We start from the raw sequence: 1,099 nt of genomic DNA on the forward strand, positions 1-1,099 counted from the left end.
GACCCTGCCCTTCCTGACCCTGCCCTGCCGGGCCAGGCGGGGCTAGGGTGACTGCACGATGGATCTCCTCGGTGCCTTCTTCGAGGCCGGCGACTACTCGATAGCGCGGCAGGTCCTGCAGCGCGGAGTAGCCGCGATCTTCCTCGTGGCGTTCCTGTCCACCGCCAACCAGTTCCCGGCGCTGCTCGGGGATCACGGCCTGCTGCCGGTGCGCGACTGGGTGTCCCGCGTGCGGTTTCGCGACGCGCCGAGCCTCTTCCACTGGCGTTACTCCGACCGGATGCTGCGGGTGCTGGCCTGGGGCGGCGTCCTGCTGGCCGCAACCCTCGTCGCCGGCCTGCCGCAACTCGGCCCGCCCTGGCTTCCGATGCTCGCCTTCCTGCTGCTCTGGGCCGGGTACCTGTCGATCGTCAACGTGGGGCAGACCTTCTACTCCTTCGGCTGGGAGAGCCTGCTGCTCGAGGCCGGGTTCGTCGTCGCCTTCCTCGGGTCGAACGAGGTGGCCCCGCCGCTCACGATCATTCTCTTCGTGCGCTGGCTGGTCTTCCGGCTGGAATTCGGCGCCGGAATGATCAAGATGCGCGGCGGCCCGGAATGGCGGGACCTGACCGCGATGTTCTACCATCACGAGACGCAGCCGATGCCGAATCCCGTGAGCACCTTCGTGCACCGGCTGCCGGCCTGGTTCCACCGCGGCGAGGTGCTCGGCAATCATGTCGCGCAACTCGTGGTGCCGTTCTTCCTCTTCGCACCCCAGCCCGTCGCATCCGTCGCCGCCGCCGTGCTCGCCCTGACCCAGCTGTGGCTCGTGGTCACCGGAAACTTCGCCTGGCTGAACTGGATCACGATCGTGCTCGTCTTCGCCGCGGTCGACGACCGCGCATTCCGGACGGTCTTCCCGTTCCTCCCCGGCGCCGCGGGCGAGCCCTCGACAGCCCTCCCCGGCGCCCCGCCGTGGTTCGTCGTGCTCGTGCTCGCAGTCACCCTCCTGCTCGTGGTGCTGAGCTTCTGGCCGGCCCGCAACCTGGTCGCGCGCAGGCAGCTGATGAACGCGAGCTTCAACCGGTATCACCTCGTGAACGCCTACGGGGCATTCGGC

General features: G+C 68.8%; 1 protein-coding gene. It reads left to right on the forward strand.

Annotated features, from left to right (window positions below; translation table 11 throughout):
* Positions 1 to 58: 58 nt before the first annotated feature.
* The coding region (locus QN357_RS19015) for a lipase maturation factor family protein (RefSeq protein WP_323505402.1) at positions 59 to 1,099 on the forward strand (1,041 nt) is incomplete at its 3' end.

The sequence above is a fragment of the Cryobacterium sp. RTC2.1 genome (assembly GCF_035018685.1).
GTDB classification, from domain to species: Bacteria; Actinomycetota; Actinomycetes; order Actinomycetales; family Microbacteriaceae; genus Cryobacterium; species Cryobacterium glucosi.